The 25096-nt window shown below is 66.3% G+C and carries 25 protein-coding genes; 17 read left to right on the top strand and 8 right to left on the bottom strand.

Going from position 1 to position 25096, the window contains the following annotated elements; translation table 11 throughout:
• Positions 1–97: 97 nt before the first annotated feature.
• Both ACFDS3_RS12435 and ACFDS3_RS12440 read right to left on the bottom strand, forming a co-directional pair.
• On the bottom strand, positions 98–1984 hold the full coding sequence (locus ACFDS3_RS12435; RefSeq protein ID WP_375262671.1) for a pyrroloquinoline quinone-dependent dehydrogenase: 1887 nt from the start codon (positions 1982–1984) through the stop codon (positions 98–100).
• Positions 1981–2313, bottom strand: coding sequence for a hypothetical protein (locus ACFDS3_RS12440; protein WP_375262672.1), 333 nt, complete (start codon positions 2311–2313; stop codon positions 1981–1983). The genes ACFDS3_RS12435 and ACFDS3_RS12440 overlap by 4 nt, the downstream gene beginning before the upstream one ends.
• Positions 2314–2559: 246 nt before the next feature.
• Between ACFDS3_RS12440 and ACFDS3_RS12445 the strand changes: the two genes are divergently transcribed.
• The 8 genes from ACFDS3_RS12445 to ACFDS3_RS12480 all read left to right on the top strand — a co-directional run bounded on the left by ACFDS3_RS12445 (position 2560) and on the right by ACFDS3_RS12480 (position 10837).
• Positions 2560–3588, top strand: a complete 1029-nt coding sequence (locus ACFDS3_RS12445) for a DctP family TRAP transporter solute-binding subunit (protein ID WP_375262673.1) — start codon at positions 2560–2562, stop codon at positions 3586–3588.
• A gap of 72 nt (positions 3589–3660) precedes the next feature.
• Positions 3661–4347 carry a TRAP transporter small permease gene (locus ACFDS3_RS12450; protein WP_375262674.1) on the top strand — a complete coding sequence of 229 codons (687 nt, stop codon included), beginning with the start codon at positions 3661–3663 and terminating at the stop codon, positions 4345–4347.
• A 3-nt stretch (positions 4348–4350) separates the two neighbouring features.
• Complete coding sequence (locus tag ACFDS3_RS12455; RefSeq protein WP_375262675.1) at positions 4351–5796, top strand: TRAP transporter large permease; 1446 nt, start codon at positions 4351–4353, stop codon at positions 5794–5796.
• 337 nt (positions 5797–6133) lie between these two features.
• Positions 6134–7141 carry a TRAP transporter substrate-binding protein gene (locus tag ACFDS3_RS12460; protein ID WP_375262676.1) on the top strand — a complete coding sequence of 336 codons (1008 nt, stop codon included), beginning with the start codon at positions 6134–6136 and terminating at the stop codon, positions 7139–7141.
• Positions 7142–7639 (top strand): TRAP transporter small permease, encoded by a 498-nt coding sequence (locus ACFDS3_RS12465; RefSeq protein WP_375262677.1) that lies wholly within the window; start codon positions 7142–7144, stop codon positions 7637–7639.
• Positions 7636–8883 carry a TRAP transporter large permease gene (locus tag ACFDS3_RS12470; protein WP_375262678.1) on the top strand — a complete coding sequence of 416 codons (1248 nt, stop codon included), beginning with the start codon at positions 7636–7638 and terminating at the stop codon, positions 8881–8883. Before ACFDS3_RS12465 ends, ACFDS3_RS12470 begins: the two co-directional genes overlap by 4 nt.
• Before the next feature lie 277 nt (positions 8884–9160).
• Positions 9161–9493 (top strand): hypothetical protein, encoded by a 333-nt coding sequence (locus ACFDS3_RS12475; RefSeq protein WP_375262679.1) that lies wholly within the window; start codon positions 9161–9163, stop codon positions 9491–9493.
• A 132-nt stretch (positions 9494–9625) separates the two neighbouring features.
• Positions 9626–10837: an AI-2E family transporter gene (locus tag ACFDS3_RS12480; RefSeq protein ID WP_375262680.1), complete on the top strand. Its 1212-nt coding sequence runs from the start codon at positions 9626–9628 to the stop codon at positions 10835–10837.
• A 473-nt stretch (positions 10838–11310) separates the two neighbouring features.
• Here ACFDS3_RS12480 and ACFDS3_RS12485 read toward each other — a convergent pair whose 3' ends face one another.
• Complete coding sequence (locus ACFDS3_RS12485; protein WP_375262681.1) at positions 11311–11478, bottom strand: heavy-metal-associated domain-containing protein; 168 nt, start codon at positions 11476–11478, stop codon at positions 11311–11313.
• A 143-nt stretch (positions 11479–11621) separates the two neighbouring features.
• The gene (locus ACFDS3_RS12490) at positions 11622–11882 is read right to left on the bottom strand and encodes a hypothetical protein (protein ID WP_375262682.1); all 261 of its coding nucleotides are present in this window, start codon (positions 11880–11882) and stop codon (positions 11622–11624) included.
• 464 nt (positions 11883–12346) lie between these two features.
• Between ACFDS3_RS12490 and ACFDS3_RS12495 the strand changes: the two genes are divergently transcribed.
• From ACFDS3_RS12495 to ACFDS3_RS12505, 3 genes are read left to right on the top strand one after another with little or no spacing between them, the layout of a single operon-like run.
• Positions 12347–13057, top strand: coding sequence for a hypothetical protein (locus ACFDS3_RS12495; RefSeq protein WP_375262683.1), 711 nt, complete (start codon positions 12347–12349; stop codon positions 13055–13057).
• Positions 13054–13572: an isopentenyl-diphosphate Delta-isomerase gene (idi, locus tag ACFDS3_RS12500; RefSeq protein ID WP_375262684.1), complete on the top strand. Its 519-nt coding sequence runs from the start codon at positions 13054–13056 to the stop codon at positions 13570–13572. Before ACFDS3_RS12495 ends, idi begins: the two co-directional genes overlap by 4 nt.
• Entirely contained in the window at positions 13569–14927 is a 1359-nt protein-coding gene (locus tag ACFDS3_RS12505) for an aldehyde dehydrogenase family protein (RefSeq protein WP_375262685.1), read from the top strand. Before idi ends, ACFDS3_RS12505 begins: the two co-directional genes overlap by 4 nt.
• Here the strand turns inward: ACFDS3_RS12505 and ACFDS3_RS12510 are convergent.
• From ACFDS3_RS12510 to crtI, 4 genes are read right to left on the bottom strand one after another with little or no spacing between them, the layout of a single operon-like run.
• The gene (locus tag ACFDS3_RS12510; RefSeq protein ID WP_375262686.1) at positions 14924–16051 is read right to left on the bottom strand and encodes a glycosyltransferase; all 1128 of its coding nucleotides are present in this window, start codon (positions 16049–16051) and stop codon (positions 14924–14926) included. The genes ACFDS3_RS12505 and ACFDS3_RS12510 overlap by 4 nt on opposite strands.
• Positions 16048–16833, bottom strand: coding sequence for a lysophospholipid acyltransferase family protein (locus ACFDS3_RS12515; protein WP_375262687.1), 786 nt, complete (start codon positions 16831–16833; stop codon positions 16048–16050). The genes ACFDS3_RS12510 and ACFDS3_RS12515 overlap by 4 nt, the downstream gene beginning before the upstream one ends.
• Complete coding sequence (locus ACFDS3_RS12520; RefSeq protein WP_375262688.1) at positions 16817–18340, bottom strand: phytoene desaturase family protein; 1524 nt, start codon at positions 18338–18340, stop codon at positions 16817–16819. Before ACFDS3_RS12520 ends, ACFDS3_RS12515 begins: the two co-directional genes overlap by 17 nt.
• Complete coding sequence (gene crtI / locus ACFDS3_RS12525; RefSeq protein ID WP_375262689.1) at positions 18337–19914, bottom strand: phytoene desaturase family protein; 1578 nt, start codon at positions 19912–19914, stop codon at positions 18337–18339. Before crtI ends, ACFDS3_RS12520 begins: the two co-directional genes overlap by 4 nt.
• 103 nt (positions 19915–20017) lie before the next feature.
• On the opposite strand from crtI, the gene ACFDS3_RS12530 reads away from it, so the two are divergent.
• From ACFDS3_RS12530 to ACFDS3_RS12555, 6 genes are all read left to right on the top strand, one after another.
• Positions 20018–20887 (top strand): squalene/phytoene synthase family protein, encoded by an 870-nt coding sequence (locus ACFDS3_RS12530; protein WP_375262690.1) that lies wholly within the window; start codon positions 20018–20020, stop codon positions 20885–20887.
• Positions 20884–21750 carry a squalene/phytoene synthase family protein gene (locus tag ACFDS3_RS12535; RefSeq protein WP_375262691.1) on the top strand — a complete coding sequence of 289 codons (867 nt, stop codon included), beginning with the start codon at positions 20884–20886 and terminating at the stop codon, positions 21748–21750. Before ACFDS3_RS12530 ends, ACFDS3_RS12535 begins: the two co-directional genes overlap by 4 nt.
• Before the next feature lie 7 nt (positions 21751–21757).
• Positions 21758–23002 carry an FAD-dependent oxidoreductase gene (locus ACFDS3_RS12540; protein ID WP_375262692.1) on the top strand — a complete coding sequence of 415 codons (1245 nt, stop codon included), beginning with the start codon at positions 21758–21760 and terminating at the stop codon, positions 23000–23002.
• A 99-nt stretch (positions 23003–23101) separates the two neighbouring features.
• Complete coding sequence (locus tag ACFDS3_RS12545; protein ID WP_375262693.1) at positions 23102–23308, top strand: hypothetical protein; 207 nt, start codon at positions 23102–23104, stop codon at positions 23306–23308.
• A 713-nt stretch (positions 23309–24021) separates the two neighbouring features.
• The gene (locus ACFDS3_RS12550) at positions 24022–24327 is read left to right on the top strand and encodes a transposase (protein ID WP_375262694.1); all 306 of its coding nucleotides are present in this window, start codon (positions 24022–24024) and stop codon (positions 24325–24327) included.
• 354 nt (positions 24328–24681) lie between these two features.
• Positions 24682–24900 carry a hypothetical protein gene (locus ACFDS3_RS12555; protein WP_375262695.1) on the top strand — a complete coding sequence of 73 codons (219 nt, stop codon included), beginning with the start codon at positions 24682–24684 and terminating at the stop codon, positions 24898–24900.
• The last annotated feature ends 196 nt before the right edge of the window (positions 24901–25096 follow it).

The raw sequence follows: 25096 nt of genomic DNA on the forward strand, positions 1-25096 counted from the left end.
CCATCGCCCTCGCCGCTACCGTCATCTTCTGGTTATGAGTCCAGAGCCTAGGCGAAATCCTGCAAGGAGAAAAAAGGGGGGAGACTCTCCCTTTTGCTTACTCGGGCAGGGCGTAGGCCGCGATCTCGTCGCCGACATCCGGCTTGAGGATTGAATTGCCTCCCGCGACGAACACCACCCATTGCCGGCCCTCGTGCTCGAACACCGCCGGGTTGGCGACGGCCGGGGCCATCACGTTGTCCCACCACAGCTCTTCGCCCGTTTCGGCATCCAGCGCCCGCACCCGCGCGTCGATAGACGCCCCGATGAAGATCAGGCCGCCACCGGTGACGACCGGCCCGCCAATGGTCGGGCTGCCCCAGCTTTTCGGCATATAGAAGCCATAGCGCTGGATGCGGCCGAAGGGCACCTCCCACACCTTCTCGCCCTTGGCGATGTCATAAGCAGACATGGTGCCGAAAGGCGGCTTCCAGCAGGGCATGCCCGCCCAGTTCTGGATGTTGGACAGGTACATGCCGTAGGGCGCGCCTTCTTGCGCATAGTAGCCGGACTCGGCCACCGAGCCGCCCTCGCTCATCCCCTCGTATTCCTCACGAGGGATCAGCCGGAATTCCTGCGCCACCCGGCTGGTGTTGACGTAAAGAAGGCCGCTTTCTGGATCGACCGTAGCGCCGCCCCACTGCATTCCGCCCGCAGTGCCCGGATAAGCGATCGTCCCCTCGACCGAGGGCGGAGTGTAAAGCCCCTCGTATCGCATGTCCTCGGTCCGGCGCGAGCAATTGCCAAACGACACCAGGTCGGCCAGCCACCAGACCCCCGGCCAGGCCTCGGGGTCGTTCGTCGGCGGCGGAGCGGTCGGGAACGGCTGCGTCGGGGACGCCTGCTCGCCTTCCGCATCCGACGCAGGGACCTCGCGCTCCTCCCACTCGAAGATCGGTTCGCCCGTCTCGCGGTTCATGACGTATAGGAAGCCCTGCTTCGTCGTCTGCACGAGGGCGGGCACCGTCTCGCCGTCCATCTCGAGGTCCATCAACGTCGGCGCGGCATTCGTGTCGTAGTCCCAGATGTCGTGGTGGACAAGCTGCTGCGCCCAGACGACCTCTCCGGTTTCGACATCGACGGCCGTGACCGAGGTCGCGAGCGGCAGATCCTGAGTCCGGTTGCCGCCCCAGTAGTTCGGGCTGGGCGACGAGACGGGGATATAGACGAGGCCAAGCTCGGGGTCGGCGCTCATCGCGGTCCAGACGTTGGCGGTGCCGGACTGGTCGCGGACGTCTTCGGGAAGGAAATTGACCTCCCACCGCTTCTCGCCGGTGCGGGCGTCGATTCCGAACACAGTGCCCGGAGGTGCCTCGGCGGTGGCCCAGTCCTTGCCAGCCCAGCCGGTGACGAGCACGTCGTTCACCACCGTCGGCGGCTGCAGAAGTGACAGCGGCCACCGGTCGTTCGTCGTGTTCCACTGGTTCACATCGAGGATGCCATTCTCGGCGAAATCCTCGCAGACTTTGCCGGTATCGGCGTCGACGGCGTGCAGGGTGGCCGTCATCGTGCCGATATAGACCCGCTTGGCGCAGGGACCTGTCGCGTCGGGATCCTCCCAGTAGGCGACGCCGCGGTTCTTGAGCGCGGGCTGAGTCAGCGCCTCAAGCCGGGACTGGCTGTCATACGTCCATTTACGCTCTCCGGTCGCGGGATCGAGCGCGAGGATGCGGTAGAATGGCGTACCGAGATACAGCGTATCGTTGGCGTAGATAGGGGTGGCTGACCAGACCGTGGGCGGCAGATCGCCCGACCCGTCGGACATGTCGCCGGTGTGAACCGTCCACTGCCTTTCAAGCCGCCGGACGTTATCGGTCGTGATCTGGTCGGCGGGCGCGTATTTTTGCGCCGAAAGCTGGCCGTGGAAGGTGTCCCAGGTGTCTTGCGCGGCGACCGGCGCCGCGGCGGTCGTCAGGGCAAGGGCGGCGGCAAACAGGCGGGTCATCTTTGATCTCCCAGCAGAAGGCCAAGCGGCAGGATGACGAGGGTCCCGATTGCGGGGAACAGGATCATCGGCTGCTGCAGCAGGTAGGCGGCGAAGATCGTGAGCACGGCAGCGAGGATGAACAATCCCACCAGCAGCCCGCGCCATCGTGAAAGCAGCAGAAGAAGAAGCGCGCCCAGCGCCATCGCCGCATGGCCCAGCGCCGTCAGAAGCGGTCCGATGGTGTCGGAAACGCCAGTCGAAGGCGTGACGTAGCCATATATTGATGCCGCGAATCCCAGAAGGGTCACGACAATCACGGCCATCAGGAATGTTGAACGGGCTGTCATCCGCGGCTCCTCGGCAGTGGGCGGCCCCGCGGCAAACCGCCGCGGCGTGCAGGTCCTGCCCGAGACATATCGCGCCGCAGCACCTTTCAAGGCTGCCGCCGGCACTGTTCGCACCGCGTCCATTGGTCATGTATGGTGAGAAAAATATACGCGGCTGTTGCGCCTGAACGGCAAGCAGTGTCCAAGTACCGACTATCGTGCGTGTTTCTCGATCGGAACGCCGCAGGAGAATTTGGAGGAGGTCCCATGAAATTCCTAGCCACTACCGCAATCTCGCTTGGCCTGCTGGCCACCGCAGCCGCCGCGCAGGATGGCGCGCAAGGCGCCGGGCAATGCGACGAGGGCGAAACGGTCATCAAGTTCAGCCACGTGACCAATGCCACCAACCACCCCAAGGGCATCGCCGCCACGCTTCTGCAAGAGCGCGTCAATGCCGAGATGGACGGCACCGCCTGCATGGAGGTCTATCCGAACACCACGCTCTACAACGACGACCAGGTGCTCGAGGCGATGCTCCAGGGCGACGTCCAGCTTGCCGCTCCGTCGCTGTCGAAGTTCGAGGCGTTCACCAAGGAATACCGCCTGTTCGACCTTCCGTTCATGTTCGTGAACATCGAAGCCGTCGACGCCTTCCAGAATTCGGAAGCCGGGCAGGCCATGAAGGACGCGATGCAGCGCCGGGGCCTGCAGGGGCTCGAGTTCTGGCATAACGGGATGAAGCAGTTTTCGGCGAACGTGCCGCTGGAAACTCCCGAGGATGCCGCCGGTCTCAAGTTCCGCGTGCAGCCGTCGGACGTGCTGGTCGCCCAGATGGAGGCGCTCGACGCGTCGCCGCAGCCGATGGCCTTCTCCGAGGTCTACGGCGCGCTGCAGCAGGGCGTCGTCGACGGGCAGGAGAACACCTGGTCCAACATCTACGGCCAGAAGTTCTTTGAGGTGCAGGACGGCATCACCGAGACCAATCACGGCGTGCTCGACTACCTCGTCGTGGCCTCGGTGGACTGGCTCGACAGCCTCGACGCCGAAACGCGCGAGCAGTTCCTGACGATCCTCAACGAGGTCACGCAAGAGCGCAACGCCGCCGTGGCCGGCGTCGACGCCGAAGCACGGCAGGCGATTCTCGACGCGGGTTCCGTGATCCGCGAACTGACGCCTGAACAGCGTCAGCAATGGGTCGACGCGATGATGCCCGTGTGGGAGCAGTTCACCAGCGATGTCGGGCAGGAGAACATCGACGCCGCGCAGGAATTCAACGCGCAGGTGACCGGCTCCTGAGCCACCCGGCCGGCCCTCCGGGGCCGGCCAATTTTTCGTTCATCCGGGTTTTCGGTTCCTCGGGAGGAAGCCATGTCCAACGGGACTTCAGGCTCGACGGGGATCGCCCGCTTCGTCGACCTGTTCGAACGCACCGCCATTGCGGTGCTTCTGGGGGCGATGACGCTGGTGACCTTCGCCAATGTCGTGCTTCGCTACGTCTTCAACGCCTCGCTGATCTGGGGCCTCGAGGTCACGCTGATCCTCTTCGCGTGGTTGGTCCTTTTCGGCGTCAGCCACGGCGTGAAGGTGACCGCGCATCTGGGCGTCGACGCGCTCCTGAACGTGGTCGGCAAGGGTCCTCGCTTTGCCATGACGGTGCTCGCCGGGGTCGTCTGCCTGGTCTATGCGCTGCTCCTGATGAAGGGCGCGTGGGACTACTGGGCGCCCTACGCGAGCCTCGACCGCACGACGGGCCGGTGGTTTCCGACCGGATTCGAGGACAGCCGCGACCTGGCGTGGTATGTCACCGACCAGGTGCCGATGCTGCCGTTCCTGCGCTGGCTCGAACCGCTCATCAACATGGGCGAGGAATACGATAAGCTGCCCCGCGTGGTCGGCTACACGATGCTGCCCATTGGCGTGGCGCTTCTGCTCTTTCGCCTCGTGCAGGCCTTCGTGGGCGTGCTGCGCGGCACCCGTGAAAGCTTCATCGTCAGCCATGAAGCCGAGGACGACGTGTCCGAGGCACAGGCGAAACTGAAAGCCGAGGAGGCCTGAGCCATGGATGTCGTTCTCCTGTTCGGCATGGTAGTCGCGCTTCTGCTCATCGGTGTCCCGATCGCGATCTCGCTGGGCCTCAGCTCGATCCTGTTCCTTCTGTGGTTCTCCGACACCTCGCTGGCGTCGATTGCGCAGAGTTTCTATCAGGCGATGGCCGGGCACTACACGCTTCTGGCGATCCCGTTCTTCATCCTAGCGTCGAGCTTCATGTCCACCGGCGGCGTGGCGCAGCGGATCATCCGCTTCTCCATCGCGCTGGTCGGACACCTGCCCGGCGGCCTTGCCATCGCCGGCGTCTTCGCCTGCATGATGTTCGCGGCACTGTCGGGCTCGTCCCCCGCCACCGTGGTCGCCATCGGCACCATCGTCATCGCAGGAATGCGGCAGGTCGGCTATTCCCGCGACTTCGCAGCCGGGGTGATCTGCAACGCCGGCACGCTCGGCATCCTCATCCCGCCTTCCATCGTCATGGTCGTCTATGCCTCGGCCACGGATGTCTCGGTCGGGCGGATGTTCCTGGCCGGCGTCATCCCCGGCCTTCTGGCAGGCTTCCTGCTGATGACCACGATCTACGTCATCGCCCGCGTCCGCTCGCTGCCGAAGGGCGAGTGGCAAGGCTGGGGCGAGGTCTGGGCCTCGGGCCGCGACGCGTCGTGGGGGCTGTTCCTCATCGTCATCATCCTCGGTGGCATCTACGGCGGCATCTTTACCCCCACCGAAGCCGCGGCGGTGGCGAGCGTCTATGCCTTCCTCATCGCCACCTTCGTCTACCGCGACATGGGACCCTTGGCCGCCGGCCGTGCGGGCCAGCCTGCCATGGCCGCGATGGTCGAAGAACCCGGCGAGCGCTCGGTCGGGGCGGCAGAGGTTCCGCCAAGCAAATCCACGCTGCTCGAGAAACCGTGGGCGATCGTCACGGCCTTCTTCCACCCCGACACGCGCGACACGCTGTTCGAGGCCGGCAAGCTGACGGTCACGCTGATGTTCATCATCGCCAACGCGCTGATCCTCAAGCACGTCCTGACGGACGAGCAGATCCCCCAGCACATCGCGGGTGCCATGCTCGACGCCGGGTTCGGGCCGATCATGTTCCTGGTGATCGTCAACGTCATCCTGCTGATCGGCGGCCAGTTTATGGAGCCGTCGGGCCTGATCGTCATCGTGGCGCCCCTGGTGTTCCCCATCGCGATCGAACTTGGCATCGATCCGATCCACCTCGGGATCGTGATGGTCGTGAACATGGAGATCGGGATGATCACGCCGCCCGTGGGTCTCAACCTCTTCGTGACCAGCGGTGTGGCAAACATGCCCGTGATGGGCGTCGTCCGCGCGGCGCTGCCGTTCCTGGCGGTACTGCTCGTCTTCCTCGTCCTCGTGACCTACGTGCCGTGGCTTTCGACCTTCCTGCCGACGACGTTCATGGGGCCAGAGCTGATAACCCAATGATCCCGCGCGCCCCCGCCCCAGGGGGCGCGACTGGAATGTCCCGGCCGGAGGCCCGGTCAGTATTGCGCGGTCAAAGGATGGCGCCTGCACGCCGACTTCGTCGAAGACGATCCACTCGTTCATCTGTCCGAGCCGCCGAAGGAGCATGTGCGCACAGGTCGAAGGGATCGCCACAGTCGACCGCGAAATGCTTGAGGATCGTGTCTCCCATCGCAACAACTGACGGCGCCTCGGCCCTGCCCTCGCTGGCCCGTGCTCCGCGTGATCGGTGGCTGTGGTTGACGACCCGGGGCAGAATGGACATTGCTCAGATGGCAAAACGAGGAGGAGATTTTCGATGCTGCGACGTTCATTCCTGGCGACTGCTGCCTTCGCCACCTGCGCGGCGATAACCGCTGGCACCGCCACTGCGGCGCCCGAGGATTTCGCCGACATGGAGCCCGTCTCCCTGCGCCTGGCCCACGTGGTCAACGAGCAGGACGGTTTCCACGTCGCGGCCGAGCGCTTCCGCGATCTCGTGGACGAACGGACCGGCGGCAAGGTCCAGGTCGAGATCTTCCCCAACGCCACCCTCGGTGACGAGCGTACGCTGCTCGAAGGGATGCAGATCGGCAGCATCGACATGGGCCTGATCACCAACGGTCCCGTCTCAAACTTCCTGCCCGAGATGGCGGTGTTTGAACTGCCGTTCCTCTTTCCGTCGAACGAGGCCGCCTACGAGGTCCTCGACGGCGAGATCGGGCAAGAGCTGCTGGACCGGCTGGAGAACGTGAACCTCAAGGGCCTCGCTTATGCCGAGCGTGGCTTCCGCAACCTCACGAACTCGGTGCGTCCCGTCGCCAGCCCCGCGGACATGGAAGGCCTGCGCATCCGCGTGATGGAGAACCCTGTCTATATCGACACGTTCCGCGAACTTGGCGCCAACGCGATCCCGATGGCCTGGACCGAGGCCCTGACAGCCATGCAGCAGGACACGATCGACGGCCAGGAGAACCCTGTCGGCGTCGTCCACAGCTTCAAGCTCGACGAGACGCAGGACTACATGACCATGACGCGGCACAGCTATGCGCCCGCGCTCTTCGTGATGGGCATGCCCGCCTGGAACAAGGTGCCCGAGAAAGCGCACGACGTCCTGATCCAGTCCGCGCAGGACGCCGCCCAGTACGAGCGTCAGTTCAACGCCGACATGGAAGCTCAGCTTCTCGACGAGCTTCGCGAGCGCGGGATGGAGATCGACACCGATCCGGACCTCACCGCGTTCAAGGAGCAGATCGCTCCGGTCTATGAGCAGTACGGCGAGCAGTTCGGTGACCTGCTCGAGCGCATCCAGGCGCAGACGAACTGAATGGAGCGCCTCGCGGACGCTCTGGAACGTGCGCTCGCGGCCGTGCTGCGACCGGTCGTTTTCGCCGGCATGGCCGCGCTTGCCGTGGTCATCACGCTTCAGATCGTCTCGCGGGTGCTGTTCACCGCGGTCAGCTGGACCGAGGAGGTGGCGCGCTTCCTCCTCGTCTGGCTGACCTTCCTCGGCGCCACGCTGGCGCTCGCCGAAAAGCGCCACATCGCGGTCACGCTCCTGACCGACCGGTTGCCGCCTGCACTGGCTCGCGTCATCGCGATGGTGGGGCTGGTCGCGATGTCGGCCTTCCTGATCGCCCTGACCTGGATTGGCTGGCGATACACGTCGATGCAGAGCTTCCAGCGCTCTGCCTCGATGCAGATGCCGATGATGTATGTCTACGCGGTGATCCCGGTCAGCGGCGCACTGATGTCCGTCCTGTGCCTGGCTGATCTCATGGCCACCGCCTCCGGGCGACCTGCGGCCGAGCGAGGCGCGGAATGAGCCTCCTTCTCTTTGGGATCTTCGCGGGCCTGATGGTGATCGGCGTGCCGGTGGCGATCGCGATCGGCGCGGGCACCTTGGCGGCCGTCTGGGCCAGCGGCGTGCCGGTCCTCGTCGTGCCGCAGCAGATGTTCTCGGGCGTCAACAGCTTCGCGCTCGTGGCTGTCCCGATGTTCATACTCGCTGGCGACATCATGGCCGCGGGCAAGATCAGCACACGGCTGGTCCAGCTTGCCGACGCGCTGATCGGCTTTCTGAAGGGCGGGCTGTCCATCGTGTCGATCCTGGCGGCAATGTTCTTCGCCGCGATCTCGGGATCGGGCGCGGCGACGACCGCCGCGGTCAGCGCAACGCTGGTGCCCGAGCTCAAGGCCAAGGGCTACGACGCGGCCTCGGCGGCGAGCCTCATTGCGGCCGGCGGGACGATCGGCGTGGTGATCCCGCCCTCTGTGCCGATGATCCTGTATGCCGTCATAGCGCAGGAATCCGTGGCCAAGCTGTTCCTGAACGGTTTCCTGCCGGGCGTCGCCATGGGCGTGGGTCTCATGGGGATCGCGCTGTGGCAGGGCTACCAGCGCGCCTATCCGAAGGGCAGCGCCTGGTCGCTTCGCACCATCGGGCGCAGCTTCCTGTCGGCCTTCTGGGGACTGATGACACCGGTCATCATCCTGGGCGGCATCTTCTCGGGAGTCTTCACGCCAAGCGAAGCCGCGGTGGTCGCGGTCGACTACGCGATCTTCGTCTCGCTCTTCATCTATCGCGACCTCACTTTGCGCGACATCTACCGCATCGTCATCCGCTCGGGCGTCACCACTGCGGTCGTGATGTTCGTGATTGCCGCGTCGGCCGCTCTCAGCTGGGCCCTGTCGAATTGGCAGGTGCCATCGGCCATCGCCGCGGCCGTCCTTTCGCTTTCGCAAGAGCCGATGGTGGTGATCGCCATGATCCTCGTCGTGGTCCTCGTGACCGGCATCTTCATCGAGACGGCCTCGGCGCTGATCATCCTCACGCCGATCCTGTTGCCGCTGATCGCTCAACTCGGGATCGACACGGTGCATTTCGGGATCATCATGGTGGTCGGCCTGTCGATCGGTATGATCACGCCGCCGGTCGCGATCAACCTTTATGTCGCGGCTTCGGTGACCGGCATCAGCCTTGAGCGGATCGCCAGCGCCGTCCTGCCCTACCTCGCCGTGCTGATCGGTGTTCTCATCCTGGTGACGTACCTGCCGTTCCTGGTTTGAGGCGTCCCGCCACCCGGGCCTTGAAGGTCCTCCTCAAGGGGACCAACCGCTGCGGCGTGCGCGTGTCGAACGCCGCCTTCTCGTGCCGAAAACGTCCGATCACGAAAACGATACCGATTGGCCCGGCTGTCTTTCCACGAGCGATTTCTGGCACTTCGCGCGATGGGTAGCTGCTGCTTCAACCTCCTGCCCCAAAAAGGGATGGAACGCGGGCCAGTGGCCCCCGTTTTCCACCCGGAGCGGCACAGCGCCGCGACAACCAGACGGAGGAAACAACATGACTATCGAACTCAAGAAGATCGCCGGTATTGGTGCCATCATGGCCGCCCTCACGGCCGCGCCCGCGATGGCGCAGGAGATTGGCGAGTGGGATGCCGACAGCAGCGGTGCCGTGAGCGAAGACGAGTTTCACGAAGGCTGGGGCGCGAGCTTTGAAGATGAAAGCGCGTTCAGCACCTGGGACGAGGACGGCGACGGCGCGCTGACCGAAGACGAGTACAATGCGGGCGTCTTCAACTCGTATGACGACGACGACAGCGGCGAGATCGAAGAGCCCGAGTTCGGCGATGTCGGCGACGACATGGGCGACGGCGGCTTCTGGGACGTCTAAGCTGGCGATGCGATGACTTGAGGAAGGGCCGGCACATGCCGGCCCTTTTTGCGTGCGGCATCCTGCGATGAATGCGGAACGTGAACCCGGTCGTAAGCGTCTGTAGTCAGTGGCGACGACTGGAGAGAACGCATGATTGGTTCCGACTCATCTTCCACCGAAAGAGGGCGAACGCGAACGTGGCTTCTTGCCGTGATCGCCGTGGTTATCGTTGGGTGGGCACTGCACGCCACAGGGGCTTTCATGGTCCCGGTCGTGTTTTCGGTGTTCCTTGCGCTGCTCGTGGCGCCGCTGGATAGCAAGGTGAGCGCCAGGGTGCCGGGCAAGCTCAGTTGGCTTGGGCACGTTGCGGCCATGGGGGCGATTTTGGTCGCGCTGCTGGCCTTCGTGGGGCTGATCTGGGTCGCAGCCCAGCAGATCGTCGAGCGCTTCCCCGTCTCGGAGAACGGCGGATCGCTCTTGCCGCAATTCGGCAATGAGTTGCGTGGCGGTTCCGGGGGATCGTCCGCGTCTTCGGCGGGGCCCGCCGCCGAAAGCATCTCTGGGAACGGCGGGAGCACCGCGTCCGAAGGGCAGTCCTCGGCCGCTCAAGGGATGGCCGACCGGCTCCGCCAGGTCGTGTCTGGCGCCGGCGGGTCGCTGGTGGAACGCTTCCGGGACTGGGCCTCCGGCATGGCGACACAGGTTCTGAGTACGGCCGGCACGACCCTGTTCGCGACGGTGCTGGTGTTTTTCCTGACGCTCATCATGCTGGTCGAGGGGCCGAGATGGCGGCAGAAGATCGTGTGCCTGCTGGAAGCTCCAGCGCGGCGCAAGGCGATGCACGCGGTCGACATGATCGCCGGGCTGCTCCGCCGCTACCTCATGGCGCGGACGATCCTCGGCATTCTCACGGCTGTCCTTTACGTCGCGTGGCTCTGGATTTTCGGAGTGGACCTCCTGTTCGTCTGGGCCTTGCTGGCGTTCCTTCTGAACTACGTGCCGACCATCGGGTCGCTGATCGCCGGTGGCCTACCGGTGATCTATGCGTTCGTGCAGAAGGATTTCGGAACCGCGATCGCAGTCGGTGCCGGCATCTTGGTGATCGAGCAGGTGATGGGCAACTACGTTGATCCGCGGGTGCAGGGCCGGCAGGTGTCGCTTTCGTCTCTGGTCGTCCTGATCACCCTTCTCGTGTGGGGCTGGATCTGGGGCATCGCCGGCGCGATCCTGGCCGTGCCGATCACCATCGCCGCGATGATCATCTGCGCCTATGTGGATCCCCTGCGGCCATTCGCGCTGATGCTGAGCAACACGGTCAACATGGAGGATCTCGACGAACAGGCGGGGCGGTCGGATCACTAGCGCCGGTGCCCGGAACCAACGCCGTCGTCAGCATGGCGGCGGCCGGCGCATCGTTCCCTTCCGGCAATCCCTTCACGGCGCAACCACAAACGCCGATTTAAGCTCGTCGCGCTGATAGTGTCCGGGCTCTCGCGCAACGGAGCGCCGCCGGTGCCGAGAGGGCCAACCGTCATGCGCTCTTTCGCCGTCCTCGTTCGTGCACGTGGCTGCTCAGCGGCGCCGACAGGCAGGCAGAGCTTCGATGCGGGCAGCCGCGCCTTCATCTTTCGCGCACGCTGCCGCCCCACGTGTGCGCGACGGCTCCCTGCGGGACGGCGGTTGCCGGCCTGAACTGGCGGAAAAGGCAGAAGGCGTGCCTCTCGCCCGGCACTGGCACGCCCGGAAGGTCTCGATCATGTCGGCAAGCCACCTTGGCCCCCGCGGTTCGCATCAACTGCCGCCCACCGCCTTACTCACGATGTACCCCTCGGCACTTATCGCATTCCGAAGAGCTTCTTCGGGGTTGCCCGCGGGCGAGTCGACGTAGCGCGGCCCGCGGAGCGATCGACGGTCACTTTCGCCGCGGGGTCGACCGAGTGCACCGCCCGCGTGACGGCGCGTTCACAATGGCCACAGGTCATGCCTTCCACTTCAAAATCCATCGTGTGTCGGACTCCTTTGAGAACTCGGCGCCTGACGCGAGGTGTTCCAGCGCTGGAAGGTCAAGGATAGCAGGTGACGAACAGCACCATACTTGCACAGGCATGATGACATCCGGTGGCAAAACCGCCCCCGGAGGCCGCGGTCATTGCACCTGCGACAGCGCTTCGTCGCACGCAGCAGCGCAGCGGCCGCAGGATTCGGCGCAGATGCGGCAGTGCTCGTGCTTGTCGACGTGCTTTCCGCACTCCTCGCCGCAGCGGTTGCCGGCTTCGGCGCAGGCCTTGATGGCAGCCGCCAGAACCGCTTCGTTGGACCCGGTGCGGCGCGACGCCATCGCGCCGGTTGCGGCACAGATCTCCGCGCAGTCGAGGTTCAGGCGAACGCACTGGCGCAGATCTGCCACCATGTCCTCGGCGAGGCAGGCATCCGCACATGACGTGCAAGTCTGGGCACAGGCATAGCACTCTTCGATTTACGTGAGCACCACGTCGGCGGTGCTGCCCTGGACGTCGGGATGCGTGCTGATCATTTCCAGGACTTGCACAAGGGTCTCTTTGTCGGTTGCAGATATCCGACAAACGGGGCGCCCGCGGAATGTATTCCTGCCGCTCGGCCTGCAGCAGTTCGACCAGTCCACGAGGCTTCCGCGCCAACGCCCCGCTGACGTCACCACAGCCTCGATGAGCATCGGCCTGGACGAAGGACGCCCGAGCAGCAAATGGCGTTGCACCAATAGGCATGCTGGCTTCACCGTCTCTCTCTCTTGGGGCGCGAGGCGGAGCGGGTTGCTTCGGGCCGAAGAAGGCGCTTTCCTTCACCGCTCGACGGTGCACCGGTGTCGTGAAGCAAAACGGAGAACCTGGCTACGTGAAGGTCGAGCTTACATCGCTGCTCTCGCTTCTGGTCTGGGCTGGCGCGCTGGTGGCCCTGGCGCTCGGGATCGTGACGGGCGACACGCTTCTGATCCTCGGCGCAGGCGGAGCGATCGCGATGGCCCTGCTGCCGGTGTTCTACAGCAAGCTCTCCGGGATCGTCATCCCGGACGGCTTGCGCGAGGGCATCCTGGTCTTTTGCCTCGCCGCCTTTGTCGCAGGCGAATGGGGCGGGCTCTACAAGGATGACCTAGTGTGGGACACCACGCTTCATGTGGTTGCCTCGGCCGTACTGGCCATGACGGGCTACGCGCTGGCGCTGTTGGCGACCGCGGGTGCACCGCCGCGGACCGGGCTCTGGATCCTGTCGTTGCTCGCCGTGGGACTGGCCTCGACCGTCGGCGCGATCTGGGAACTGTTCGAGGCCACGGTGGATGCCCTTTTCGGCACCAACGCGCAGCGCTCCGGGCTGCCGGATACGATGGGCGATATCGCCGCCAATCTTGTCGGGGCCATCTATGGAGCGGTCGCGGGACAGATCGCGCTGCGCACGGGCAGGCGGTTGCCGTTGTCGGGCCTTCTGCTGGCGGCCCTGAGGCGGAATCCGGTCGTCTTCGGCGCGTATCCAGGCGTCCCCTTTCCCCGCCACGAAGCGCTTCGCAATACGACGGACGCCGACCCTGCAATGGAGCACAGCACATCATGACCGATCTCATTCCCGCCTGGGTCGATGGCACGCTCATGCCGGTCGAAAAGCTGCGGGTTCATCGCGAGGGGCTTCGGCACAAGGCGGTGTCCGTCTTCGTCAACGTCGGGGGCGAAACGCTGATCCAGAAGCGCGCCGCGGAGAAATACCACACCCCGGGCCTCTGGGCGAATGCGTGCTGCACCCATCCTCATTGGGAGGAAACGCCCGACGATTGCGCCAGACGTCGACTGCGGCAGGAGCTCGGCCTCTCACCCGCGGCGCCTTTCACGCATCGCGGGCAGGTCACGTATCGGGCCGATGTCGGACAAGGGCTGACCGAGCACGAGACCGTCGAGATCTATATCGTCGACCTGCCCCATCCGGTGACGCCGCGCCCTGATCCGGCCGAGGTCGCCGAGACACGCTGGATCGTTTGGGATGCGCTCGAGCGCGAGATCGCGGACCGGCCTGAAAGCTTCACGCCTTGGCTACGCATCTACCTGGCCGAACATCGCGCGATAGTTGCGCCATGAGCGATGCGCTGGCAGCCGCGGCCGAGGCCCTTCGCGCTGATCCTGCCGTGCCTGACGTGGCGGCACGGCGTGCGCATCTGGGCGCACTGGCCGAAGCGGTGCGCGCGGCCTCCGAGACGCTCGTGGACGCCATCGACGCCGATTTCGGTCACCGCCCCCGACAGGAGACCTTGCTGACCGAGGTGGCGATGGTGCTTGAGGCGGTTCGTTACAGCCGCAAGCGTCTGAAGAAGTGGTGCCGGACCGAGCGCGTTGTTCTGCCGCCGCATTTCTGGCCGTCTCGCGGGATGATCCGGCGAGAGCCGCTGGGCCTCGTGGGCATCCTCGCACCGTGGAACTATCCGGTGCAGCTTGCGCTCGTGCCGCTTGTCGCAGCGCTGGCTGGCGGCAACCGCGTGATCCTGCACCCTTCCGAGCACACTCCCCGCACGGCGGAAGCGCTGAAGCGGCTAGTCGAGGGCGCCGTGCCAGACCAGGTGCGCGTGGTCACCGGGGGACCTGAGGTCGGGCAGGCGCTGACCTCCATGCAGCTTGACGGGTTGTTCTTCACCGGCTCGACCGCGACGGGGCGGCGCGTGATGGAAAGCGCCGCGCGCAACCTCGTGCCGGTCACGCTGGAACTGGGTGGAAAGTCTCCGGCGATCATCCGCCCTGATGCCGATCTGGCCGAGGCGGCGGAGTCGATCGTGGCCGGCAAGCTGTTGAACGCTGGCCAGACCTGCGTTGCGCCCGATTACGCGCTGGTCCCCCGCGCCCGGATGACCGAGTTCGAGGCTGCGCTTCGTCGCGCCGCTGACAAGCTATATCCCGATCCCGAGGGCGCCGATTATGCCACCATCGCCCGCGATGCCGACCTGGAGAGGCTCACGACGCTCCTCGAAGACGTCGAGGCGCGGCCGCTGATGGCGCAGATGCCCGAGCCGCCGCGAATGGGCCTCTGGGCGGTGATCGACCCGCCCGCCGATCACCCGGTCATGGAGCACGAGATCTTCGGCCCCATTCTTCCTCTGGTGCCCTACGACAGCGAGGAGGCGGCCCGCGCCTTCGTCTCCGCGCGACCTGTACCGCTTGCCCTTTACGTCTATGGTCGCGACACCGAGACAGCCTTGCGCGAGGTGGAGGCCCTGCGATCCGGCGGGGCGATGGTGAACGAAGCGGTCCAGCATGTGGGCGTGCAGTCGCTGCCCTTCGGCGGCGCCGGCGCGTCGGGAATGGGCGCCTATCACGGCGACGAAGGGTTCCGCAGCTTCACCCGCCCCCGTAGCGTGATCGTGGCGCGCAGGTCCCTCTCGCGGATGGTGCGACCGCCCTACGGGCGCAACATCGACCGGATCCTGCACCTGTTGCTGCGTTAGCCGGGATCGTACTGCCTGCCGCGCCAGCTTGCCTGCACGCCGCGCCGCGCTCGCACGAGTGCTGTCCACTGGATCGCCAGCAGGACCGATACCCCCACCGGATGCAGCAGGACCGAAAGCCACGACTGGTCGAGCCGCCGCGCCATCGCCGCGCGCGCCCCGTAGACCAGCAGCACCGCGAGCGCCGACAGCGTCGCGGCGGTGGCAGACCCCGCGACGAGCGCAGCGACCAGCGTGATGATCGGCAGGAGGTGCCCGCCAAAGAGCAGCGCCGTCCAGACCGGCAGGGCGCGGAGCGTGGCCATGCCCTCGGTCGCGTTCTTCACGAAGCCCTCCCAGATGGCGGCGGGCGTGTCATACATCCGGCAGGCAGCAAGGGGCGTAGCGTCGGTCAGATCGGTGCGCCCGCCCGCAGCGCGGACGTTGCGGGGCAGGTTCAGCCCGTCATGCATCCGGGTGGCGAAGGCGGCGTGGCCGCCTGCCAAGTCGTAGGCCGCGCGCCGGACCGCCAGAAGCTGACCGCAGCCCGCCGCCAGCGAGGCATCGGGCCGTTTCCGCGACAGGGGGATCGGCAGGTAGCCCAGCAGCGTCGTGAAGATCTGGGGGATCGCGATCTGCTCGGCCAGCGTGAGGGTGATCTGCCGCGGGAAGCCCGAGAGCAAGTCGAGGCGCTGATGCTCCATTCGGGTCACGAGCCGGGCGGCGGCGTCGGGAGCGAGGCGCACGTCGGCGTCGACGAACAAGAGCACCGGGTGCGCGGCTGCGCGGCCGAGTTGCATGCAGGCGTGGGTCTTGCCGATCCAACCTTTCGGCAGCGGGGCACCGTCGATTAGGCGCAGGCGCGGGTCCGACACGGCGCGGTGGGCAACGATCGCCCCCGTTCCGTCCGTCGAGCCGTCGTCGAGGACCACGACCTCGACCCCGACGCCGGTTTGGGCGAGTGCACCGTCTATGGCTGCATCGATGCCGCCGGACTCGTCACGCGCGGGGATCAGGATCGAGACGGGCGGCAGCGGTCCCGCCCCGGCCGGTCTTGGCGGACGCAATGCGTGCAGGTTGGCGGCGACCATGCCGGCGAAGAGCGCGGCCAGCGCGAGGCCGACGACGGAGAGCGCGAGGATCACGGGCGCGGCTCGTGGTCTGGCATATGCTGGCGCCCGGCAAGACGGTCGCGCAGACGCTGCCACTGTCCATAGACGCCGCCCGTTCCGCGACTTCCGTCGATGAGGGTGTCGAAGACGCCCGGGTCGCGGGCGATGGCGCGGGTGGCGAGGGCATCCGCGGTGTCGATCAATGCGGTTTCAAGCCGGCCGGCGAGAGCGGCGGGCCTTTCGGAGGGGGCGACATCGATCGGTGGGCCGAATGCGAGAAGCGCCTCGGGGCGACGCTCGGTCCAGAATGGATACTCGATGGCCATCGGCACGGCCTGCACGTGCGGGCATCGGCCCAGCAGGTGCGCTGCGCCGGGGCGGAGTGCCAGCGGACGCTCTCGCGGGTCGGCGAAACGGCCTTGGGCGGTGATCCAGAGGATCCGGTCGGGCTCGCTGACGATGTGCCGCGCCGTGCGCAGGAAGTGGGCCGCACCTCGCGGGCCGTCCTGACGGACGCCGAAGACACCGATCCGCGCCATGAAAGGATAGCGCTTGAGCATCTCGGCCTCGATCGGGCCGAACCCCGCGCGGCCGGGGAACAGCAGCCCCGTCACCGCCATGAAGACTGCCGGGTCCCACCACGAGGGGTGGTTGGTGAAGACCATCACGGGGCGATCCGGGACAAGGTTCGGCAGGCCGGGTTTCACGACGCGCAGGGCGCGGAAATTGCGGGCGACCTGCCCGCGCATCACACGCTCGAAGAAGGGCACCATCCGGGGGGACCGGCGGGCGACGGGGTCATTCGGCGGCGACACCGGCCCCTCCTGAACCCGCGTCCTGATCGGCGGCGTCGGCGGCGATCCATCCCGACATCAACGCCATCGGCATCCCTGGCCCGGGATGGGCCGAGCCGCCCGCGAGGTAGAGCCCCTCGACCTGGCGCGAGCGGTTGCCGGGCTTGAAGGCGCCGAGCACCCGGCCGTGGCTGGCGAGCCCGTAGATCGCGCCCTGAAGCACGTTGTAGCGGTCGTGGATGTCTTGCGGGGTCAGCGTGCGTTCGACCTCGATCCGATCCTCGATGTCAGGCATGCCAGCGGTGCGCTTGAGCTTGTCGAGGATCACGCGGCGGTACTCGGGCAGCATCCGCGACCAGTCGTGGTGGTCGCGCAGGTAAGGCGTGTGCACGAGGACATAAAGCGCCTCGCCCCCTTCGGGCGCGACGCCGGGCTCGGTCCGGGCGGGGGCGGCGAGGTAGGCGGTGGGGTCCTGCGCCGGTTCGCCCCGGTCGTAGATCGCACCGAACTCTTCCTCGGGGTCGCGCGAGAAGACGAAGTTGTGGTGCGCGAGGTGATCGTAGCCCTCGCGGAGCCCCAGGTACAGCACTACGCCCGAGCAGGCAGGCTCGCGCTTGCGGGACTTCTGGAACGACGTCCACGCGTCGCCACCGACCAGTTCGCGGTAGGTGCGGACGCTGTCCATGTTCGACACGACGCGATCCACTGCGACGCGCTCGCCCCTGCCCGTGACGACGGCGCGGGCGCGGCCGCCTTGCGTCTCGATATGCGCGACGCCGGTGCCGGTGCGAATCTCGACACCCAGATCGCGCGCCAGCCTTTCCAGTGCCGCGGGCACGGCGCGCGTGCCGCCCATTGGGTACCAGACCCCCTCGCCCTGCTGCATCTGGGCGATGCCGCACAGGACGGCGGGCGAGGATAGAGGCGAAGAACCGACATACTGGATGAAATGCTCCAGCATCTGCGCCACGCGCGGGTCCTTCACGTTACGCTTGATCTGGCCTGCCACGGTGCGGTGCATCCGCAGCGCCATGACGTCCGACAGGGTCGAGAGGCTCATGTTCGCCTTGAGGTTCATCGTATCGCGCAGATCCTCGACCGTGCGCCAAAAGAAGAACCGGTCCGAGACGTCAGCGAGCCGCCTTGCCACCTGCATGAAATCCTCGAATCCCGCGCGATCTTCGGGCGACAGGCGACCGATTTCGTCCGCCGCGAGGCCGGGATCGTCGCGCAGGTCCAGGACGGCGCCGTCCTCGTAGAAGCAGCGCCATTGCGGGTCGAGGCGGCGCAGGTCGAGCTCGGCATGCAGGTCCTTTCCGGCCTCGGCGAAGATGCGTTCCAGCACGCGGGGCATGGTCAGGATCGTCGGGCCCATGTCGAACCGGTAGCCGCCTTCCTCGAGCACCGCGGCTTTCCCGCCGAGCCAGTCGTTGCGTTCCAGCAGCGTGACCTTGTGCCCGCGCGCCGCAAGTGTGCAGGCCGCGGCGAGGCCACCAAGGCCCCCTCCAATGATCGCGGTCGTGCTCATATCGTGGCCTCCTTGGGAAGAGCAGTCGTCAACTCGCCAGCGCCCGGCAGGCCGAGGTCGGTCGCGCAAAGGCGGCTCGCGATGCGCGCGCTTTCGAAGATCGTGGGCAGGCCCGAGCCGGGATGCGTGCCGCCGCCCGTCAGGTAGACACCGTCGATATCCTCGAAGCGGTTGCGCGGCCGCAGGTGCAGCATCTGTCCGAGATTGTGTGCCAGGTTGAAGGTCGCCCCTTCGTAGACCGCCATCTGGCTCTGCCAGTCGGCCGGAGTGTACATCAATTCGCTGCGGATCATTGGGCGAATGTCACGCCCCGCCAGCTTCGACACCCGGGCGAGGATCTTTTCGCGGTAGGACGGCGCAAGCGCGCCCCAGTCGGTGCCGCCGGTCAGGTTGCCGACGGGGGCAAGGACGTAGAGCGTCGAGTGCCCCTCGGGCGCGAGCGTGGGATCGGTGACCGAGGCGTTCTGCACATAGATCGTGGGATCCTCCGGCGCCTGGCCCGCGTCGATCTCGGCCACGTTATGCGCATAGTTGCCCGAGAAGGCGACGGTGTGGTGCTGCAACGGCACCTGCCCTTCGATTCCGAGGTAGAGCATGAAGGTCGAGCAGGAGTACGACTTGGACGCGATCTTGCGGTCGGTCCACCGGCGCCGGGAGGCATCCGGCACCAGCGTCGTCATGGCGTGGGCGAAGTCGGCGTTCATCACCACTGCGTCAGCCTCGTAAGCGCCCTTGTCCGTGATGGCGCCGGTGGCCCGCCGTCCCTCAAGCGTCAGCTTGCGCACCGGCTCGGACAGGCGCAAGTCGACGCCCATCTCGCGCGCGATCCGGGCCATCGCTGCGGTGATCGCGTTGCAGCCTCCGCGCGGGTGGAACACGCCGAAGCCATATTCCACATGCGCGATGATCGTGAAGAGGGAGGGGCACTTGAAGGGCGACATGCCCAGGTACTTCGACTGGAACGAGAAGGCGACGCGCACGTCCGGGTTCTTGAACCAGCGGCGCAGTTCTCCGTCGACGGTCGACCACGGGCGGAGGTTTGGCAGGGCGCGCGCCATGTCGCCGCGCATCAGGTCGCGCGGCCCGAGGAAGGGACGCTGAAGGATCGTGCGGAAGCTGTCGAACTTGGCGCGGTTCGCCTCGAGATACGGGCCCACCTGCCGGGCGTCCCCGGGGTCGATCTCGGCGATCTGGCGGGCCAGCACCTCGGGGTCGTGGGTCGCATCAACGGCGCGCCCGTCGTGGAACTGCAGCCGGTACATCGGGTCGAGGCGGATGAGCTCCACCTCTTCCTGAAGATCGCGACCGCAGGCCGCAAAGATCTCGGCCAGGATTTCGGGATAGAGGAAGAAGGTGGGTCCGATGTCGAACGTAAAGCCGTCCTGTTGGAACGCGCCGGTACGGCCCCCTGGCCGGTCTTCTTTTTCCAGCAGCGTGACCTCGGCGCCGGCGGCGCGCAGGAGCATGGCCGACGCCAGTCCTCCGGGACCCGCGCCGATCACCAGAACGCGCCGTCCTGCGACGTCTGCACGCATGCTCCCGTCCAGGTCTATCACGCTAGTATCGTTTGCCATCGGCCTCTCCGTCTCTACAATCTGCAACCAATTGAGGCGCGGGCGTGAATAGTCATAATCGTCCCAGCCAAAGGGCTCAGATAAGTCTCGGATGAGTAACGGCATGCAAAAATCTGAGGCGCGACAAGCTGCCGCATGGGTCCGCGGCGCCAGAAGGCCGGCATCGGCCGCACGCCAGGCAGAGAATTTTCCCGTCGCCTCATTCCTCTTGCCCCGCCATCTGCGCCCTTCGGTTCTGGCATTCTATGATGTGGTTCGTGCCGCCGACGACATGGCGGACGACCCCGCCCTGTCGCGGGAAACGAAACATGCGCGCCTCAACCAGATCGAAGGCGCCTTGGCTGGCACCGAGGCGTGGCCCCCCGCCACGGCCCTGTGCCTTGCGCTCGATCAGGCGGGGCATCCCCCGGCCATGCGTCATGCCACCGACATGCTTGTAGCATTCCGTGCCGACGTCGAGGGGCAGGCCTGCCGCGACTGGAACGACCTGCAGACCTATTGCCGCCACTCTGCCGTCCCCGTGGGGCGATTCCTTCTGGAGCTTCATGGAGAACCCGATGCGCCGCACGCGGCCTCGGATGCGCTGTGTTCGGCGTTGCAGGTGCTCAACCACCTGCAGGATCTCCGCACTGACTGGATGGATCTGGGGCGCGTTTACCTGCCCCTGGACTGGATCGAAGCTGAAGGCGCCTCGCCCGATGATCTGGGCCGCTCCCAGCTCACGCCGCCGTTGCGGCGCGCGATCGACCGTACGCTCGATGCGACGGATGAGGATCTGGCGCGCGCCGCCGCCCTTCCACGACTGATCCGCTCGCGCCGCCTCGCTGCCGAGGCGACGGTGATCCTGTCGCTCGCGCGGCACCTCTCTGCACGGCTACGGCGCGAAGATCCCGTGGCTGGACGGGTCTCTGCTACCCGCGGCGCCCTCCTTCGCGCCGGCACTGCCGGTCTTTCGCGGCTGGCGACCCCGTGAACATTGCGAACGGCAGACTGATGACCGACCCGGCGATGGGGCTCGTGCCCGAGGGGATCGTCGCACGTTCCGGCAGTTCCTTCCGCCTCGGGATGCGGCTTCTGCCAGCCGAACGCCGCCGGGCGATCATCGCGATCTACGCCTTTTGCCGGAGCGTGGACGACATCGTCGATGGCCCCCTGCCGCTGACCGACAAGGCCGCCGGCGTGGACGCGTGGGAGCGCGAGCTGGACCTCGCCGCGCACGGGAAAGCGGCGACTCCCGTGGGCCGCGATCTCGCACATGCGATCGCCCGATTCGACCTGCCGCCCGAGGAATTCGCGCTCGTCATCGACGGGATGCGGATGGACCTTCGCGGCATCCTCGCGCCCGACCGCGCGACATTCCAGGCTTACATCCGCCGGGTTGCCGGAGCAGTCGGCATCCTGTCCATGCATGTCTTCGGCGCCTGGCGGGGCGAAACCTCGCGGCGCTTTGCCCTCTCGCTTGCGCGCGCGTTGCAGATCACGAATATCCTGCGTGACATCGAAGAGGACGCGGGGCTGGGGCGCCTCTACCTCCCCGCCGACCTCTTGCGAGACGCCGGCATTCCCGCTGATCCGTCGCGCGTTCCCGGCGCCCCTGGCCTTCCTAAGGTCCGGGCGCGGCTCGCAACTGAAGCTCGTGAGGCATTCGGCGAGGCGCGGCACGAGATTGCCGGCCATCCGCGGCTGCGCCTGGCGCCCGCGCTTCTGATGATGGGACCCTACGACCGTCTTCTCAGGTGCATCGAGGCTGACCCTTCGCGCCCCCCGCCCCGGCGGGGCCGCATCGGGAAAGCCTATGACGGGATACGCTGCATGGTTCAGCCGGGCCGCGGGTAGGCAGCGCGTGGCCCGCATCCATGTCATCGGCGCCGGGCTGGCGGGCCTCGCGGCCGCGCTGCGGCTGGTGTCGGCCGGTGTCGACGTCACGATATGGGAGGCCACCGGCCGTGCCGGCGGGCGGTGCTGGAGCTTCCATGACCGTCGCCTCGACAGGCGCATCGACAATGGCAATCACCTTGTTCTCTCGGGCAACTCGGCCGTCATGGACCACTGCCGTCACATCGGCAGCCATGACCGGCTGCAGATCGCTCGGGACGCCGCGCTGCCATTCGTCGACCTTTCGAACGGCGCACGCTGGAGGATCAGGGTGCCCGAAGGCCCGCGCGACATGATGCGCGGCGGCCTCGGTCTGCCCGCGGGGGTCGGGATCAGCGCCCTGTTTGATGCGGCACGCCTGATGACCGCGGGTCCGCATCGAACGGTCGCGGACGCAATCCGCCCCGCGGGGACGGCTCGGACGCACCTGTGGGACCCTTTGACGCTCGCCATCCTGAACGCGCCGCCCGAGGACGCCGCTGCGCGGTCGCTCGCCGCGGTCCTCCGCCGCACGGTCCTGCGCGGTGCGGCGGCCTGCAGGCCGGTCACGATGCCGGACGGGCTGGGCCCGACGCTGGTGGATCCGGCGATTGCCACGCTCGCAGAGGCCGGTTGCGTCCCGCAATATCGCAGTCCACTCCGCGGTCTGAAGAAGCAGGACGAACGAGTTGCCGCACTTCAATTTGACGACGCTGAGGTCGTTCTGGCGCCGACCGACCGGGTGATTCTCGCAGTCCCTGCGCCGGCGGCGGGACGGCTGCTCGATCTTCCCGCCCCGGCGCCCGGGCAGGCGATCTTGAACGCTCATTTCCGCGTGACGGAGCCACTGGAGGACTCGTACGCTCTGCTCGGCGTCCTGTCGGGGTTGGTGCAGTGGATCTTCGTGCGGGGCGACGTCGTCTCGGTCACTGTCTCGGCCGCCGATCATGTGGATATGCGCGACCCCGAAGCGATTCTCGCCACGCTCTGGTCCGAGACAGCGGCCGCCTTGGGTCTTTCAGGGCGCCCTCTGGCGCAGCGGCTTCTGCGCGAAGCGGCGGCGACGTTCTCGCCCTCTCCCGCAGATTTGGCGCACCGGCTGAAGCACGACTTACCTTGGAAGAACCTGCACATCGCCGGAGATCACGCCGCCGCCCCCCTTCCCTCGACCATCGAAGCCGCCATCGCATCGGGGCATACCGCGGCGGAGAATGCTGTTGCTGTCATCGCGTGAGGCTGCATGACGGCGCCTCAGCCGCTGCCCATGACCGCTGGCTGGGGCTCCGGCCTCGGCTCATTTTCTGACAGCAACCATAGGGAAAGGCGCGCTGTCTTGACCGGCGACTTCCCTACCCGAGCTTGTCAGCGCCTCACCGAGAGAATCGTCAGCGGCGACTACATGCGCAACGGCGACACCTCGCTCGGCAAGATCGACCGCGACCGTTCGCCCGAATGGGCGCCGTTCTTGTTCGCAAGCGGCTTTCTGAAGGACGCGCAGAGCCATACCCGCGAACGTGCAAGCGATGTCTCGAGCTGGTGATCCTGATGATCCTGCACGCGGTCCTGTTCGGCCACGGAAGCTTGGGTCCGCCTGCCGTAGCCCCGGCGCCTGGGCCATGGCGACGCGGGGCATGGCGACGCGGGGCATTTCGCACTGAACAGCCCGCGCCAAGAGATCGAGCGACGGAGTGTTCCCAGGCGACATTTCGCGCCTTCAGAACAGGCCCGAGGACCACCCGCCCGCGGCGCTCTCGTCCCGTCCATGGTGCCCAGCGCTCCAGCGGGGGCGACGACCGGCTCAGGTTGCGTGCGGGACCATCTCGGCCAGCTTCAACTACCGCTGCAACTTGCGTATGGCCGGTGCTGAGCGCATCGCCGACCAGCAAACGGGGTGCTGGCTGACCGGCCGGTCACATCCGTCAAGCTGGTGTAATGTCCCGGATGGCCGGAGGGCATGATCAGGCGGCTTTTATGGTTATGCTGAGAGTCGATCTCCTCCTTGTCGATCTGAGCGAAGGCCTCGACCATCATGTAGCGGCTCGAGGTCTGCCATGCGTCATTCTGCTCGAACAGCACCGCCGATCAGGCGCATGAGGAAGGCTACGTTCGGAAAGATCCCGACGATATCGGGGTAGCGCCCGAGGATCTGGTGTAATTTCAGCGCCGACAACGGTGCTATCCCGGGGGGGCCATCGAAGTGCATGGTCGAGGTGGAGTTTGGCGACTTCAACCACGGATTACGCGGAGACCCCGATGACCAGGACGGTCATGGACCTGTCCGAGCTTCTGGCCAAGCGCGATCAGGGCGACTTTCTTCGCAGCATCGCCGAGGCTGCCCATCAACTGATCGGGGAGGCCGATGTCGAAGGCCTGATCGGCGCGGGCAGGTACGCGCGCAGCAAAGAGCGCACGACCTGGAGAAACGGGTATCGCGGTCGCGCGCGTAACCTGCCGACCGAAGCCGCCAGGGCAGCTCACCCACCTCCTGCCCAAGCTCGAACGGTTCACCGGCCCGACGCTTACGCCCCTCGACGTGCACTTTCTCTTCGGGCCCGATAATCCATTCGACGACATTTTCTGCAGTCCCTTGGCCTTCTTGTCGCGGAGGCGCAAGAGCGGCCTGACGCTTCGCAGCGAGGGCACCTCCCGCTCTTCGAAACGGGCTTGAACGTGGCAGACAAGATGGGGCGCTGCCGATGGCCTCAACATCGTCGTCCCGTTGCTCCCGCGATCTGCTCGGACGCCCTATTCCGGCCACAGTGTACGGTCTTGCACGGCCGAGGACGGTGCTTGTTTCGACCAGACCTTTGTGAGGCGTTGGCGAGAGCGGGCGCGGAGAGACGCAGGGGGGCGGAACACGTCTGCTTCGCGGGGTGTTTACCGAATAGGCGATGCACAGCATTGGAGAAGATAATGAGCAGCGGAAAAGATCGGGTCGACGAGAGAGCGGAGCAGATCCGGGAGGAAGAGGGTGCCTCACACGGGCGCGATCCCGAGAGCATGGACCCTGAGATGCTGGAAGGTGAGGACGCCGAGACGGTTCGCGCCAACAAGGAGATGAAGCGTAAGGGGCCGGGCCCCTCTGACGATGCACAGGAGCTGAAACCGGGCGAGCGTCTTCCCCCCGATTGATTGACGCCGGTCACGGAGCGTGGAGCATGGAGCCGGACTTGCTGAAACAAGTGCCGGGGTGTCCTTTCGTCGCTAAGAGAAGAGGATTCCAAGCCATTTCCAGCAGAGAGGAGGTCGCTTCTGACTGCTCCTCAGGAAGCGTGATGACCTGAGCCCCGTTTCTTCCTCCGGTTTGAGGTAGAGTCCGCTCCAACGA

The sequence above is a fragment of the Palleronia sp. genome (assembly GCF_042089775.1).
Taxonomy (GTDB): domain Bacteria; phylum Pseudomonadota; class Alphaproteobacteria; order Rhodobacterales; family Rhodobacteraceae; genus Palleronia.

What these genes read in the sequence shown, in the direction of transcription:
- ACFDS3_RS12555 (WP_375262695.1), top strand. Translation starts at nt 24,682, where the DNA reads ATGAGCAGCGGAAAAGATCGGGTCGACGAGAGAGCGGAGCAGATCCGG.
- ACFDS3_RS12530 (WP_375262690.1), top strand. Translation starts at nt 20,018, where the DNA reads ATGCAAAAATCTGAGGCGCGACAAGCTGCCGCATGGGTCCGCGGCGCC.
- ACFDS3_RS12520 (WP_375262688.1), bottom strand. Translation starts at nt 18,340, where the DNA reads ATGAGCACGACCGCGATCATTGGAGGGGGCCTTGGTGGCCTCGCCGCG.
- ACFDS3_RS12460 (WP_375262676.1), top strand. Translation starts at nt 6,134, where the DNA reads ATGCTGCGACGTTCATTCCTGGCGACTGCTGCCTTCGCCACCTGCGCG.
- ACFDS3_RS12435 (WP_375262671.1), bottom strand. Translation starts at nt 1,984, where the DNA reads ATGACCCGCCTGTTTGCCGCCGCCCTTGCCCTGACGACCGCCGCGGCG.
- ACFDS3_RS12440 (WP_375262672.1), bottom strand. Translation starts at nt 2,313, where the DNA reads ATGACAGCCCGTTCAACATTCCTGATGGCCGTGATTGTCGTGACCCTT.
- ACFDS3_RS12480 (WP_375262680.1), top strand. Translation starts at nt 9,626, where the DNA reads ATGATTGGTTCCGACTCATCTTCCACCGAAAGAGGGCGAACGCGAACG.
- ACFDS3_RS12475 (WP_375262679.1), top strand. Translation starts at nt 9,161, where the DNA reads ATGACTATCGAACTCAAGAAGATCGCCGGTATTGGTGCCATCATGGCC.
- ACFDS3_RS12455 (WP_375262675.1), top strand. Translation starts at nt 4,351, where the DNA reads ATGGATGTCGTTCTCCTGTTCGGCATGGTAGTCGCGCTTCTGCTCATC.
- idi (WP_375262684.1), top strand. Translation starts at nt 13,054, where the DNA reads ATGACCGATCTCATTCCCGCCTGGGTCGATGGCACGCTCATGCCGGTC.
- ACFDS3_RS12465 (WP_375262677.1), top strand. Translation starts at nt 7,142, where the DNA reads ATGGAGCGCCTCGCGGACGCTCTGGAACGTGCGCTCGCGGCCGTGCTG.
- ACFDS3_RS12505 (WP_375262685.1), top strand. Translation starts at nt 13,569, where the DNA reads ATGAGCGATGCGCTGGCAGCCGCGGCCGAGGCCCTTCGCGCTGATCCT.
- ACFDS3_RS12550 (WP_375262694.1), top strand. Translation starts at nt 24,022, where the DNA reads ATGACCAGGACGGTCATGGACCTGTCCGAGCTTCTGGCCAAGCGCGAT.
- ACFDS3_RS12485 (WP_375262681.1), bottom strand. Translation starts at nt 11,478, where the DNA reads ATGGATTTTGAAGTGGAAGGCATGACCTGTGGCCATTGTGAACGCGCC.
- ACFDS3_RS12450 (WP_375262674.1), top strand. Translation starts at nt 3,661, where the DNA reads ATGTCCAACGGGACTTCAGGCTCGACGGGGATCGCCCGCTTCGTCGAC.
- ACFDS3_RS12445 (WP_375262673.1), top strand. Translation starts at nt 2,560, where the DNA reads ATGAAATTCCTAGCCACTACCGCAATCTCGCTTGGCCTGCTGGCCACC.
- crtI (WP_375262689.1), bottom strand. Translation starts at nt 19,914, where the DNA reads ATGGCAAACGATACTAGCGTGATAGACCTGGACGGGAGCATGCGTGCA.
- ACFDS3_RS12470 (WP_375262678.1), top strand. Translation starts at nt 7,636, where the DNA reads ATGAGCCTCCTTCTCTTTGGGATCTTCGCGGGCCTGATGGTGATCGGC.